We start from the raw sequence: 241 nt of genomic DNA, 5'->3' as shown, positions 1-241 counted from the left end.
GTCTGGCCGTCCGAATATAGCTTTATGCCGCATAGCATTCCGGATATGAACGCCAAAATTGGTGCCGGCCCAAACATTAATATTGCACTGTTTGTTATTCAAGGATACGCTGCCGAATGTGAACGAACTTTCTTTACTGAAGACCCGACAAAAGAAGAGGTCGGACATTTTAACCAAATGATGAATGCTCGTAAGCTCTTTTTAAAGCATCTTAAGCCCGGGGAAAAGGCAAGTGACATTG

Annotated in this window: 1 protein-coding gene; it reads left to right on the top strand. The window is 43.6% G+C overall.

The genetic code is table 11. The annotated features are described in order from the left end of the window. Positions 1-24: 24 nt before the first annotated feature. Positions 25-241, top strand: a 217-nt coding sequence (locus HMPREF0519_RS12845; protein ID WP_040472859.1) for a M24 family metallopeptidase, incomplete at its 3' end; no start/stop codon positions are given.

The sequence above is a fragment of the Lentilactobacillus hilgardii DSM 20176 = ATCC 8290 genome, assembly GCF_000159315.1.
Lineage (GTDB): Bacteria > Bacillota > Bacilli > Lactobacillales > Lactobacillaceae > Lentilactobacillus > Lentilactobacillus hilgardii.
Note: the sequence above shows the minus strand (reverse complement) of the source record. Positions and strands in the feature narration are given on the sequence as shown.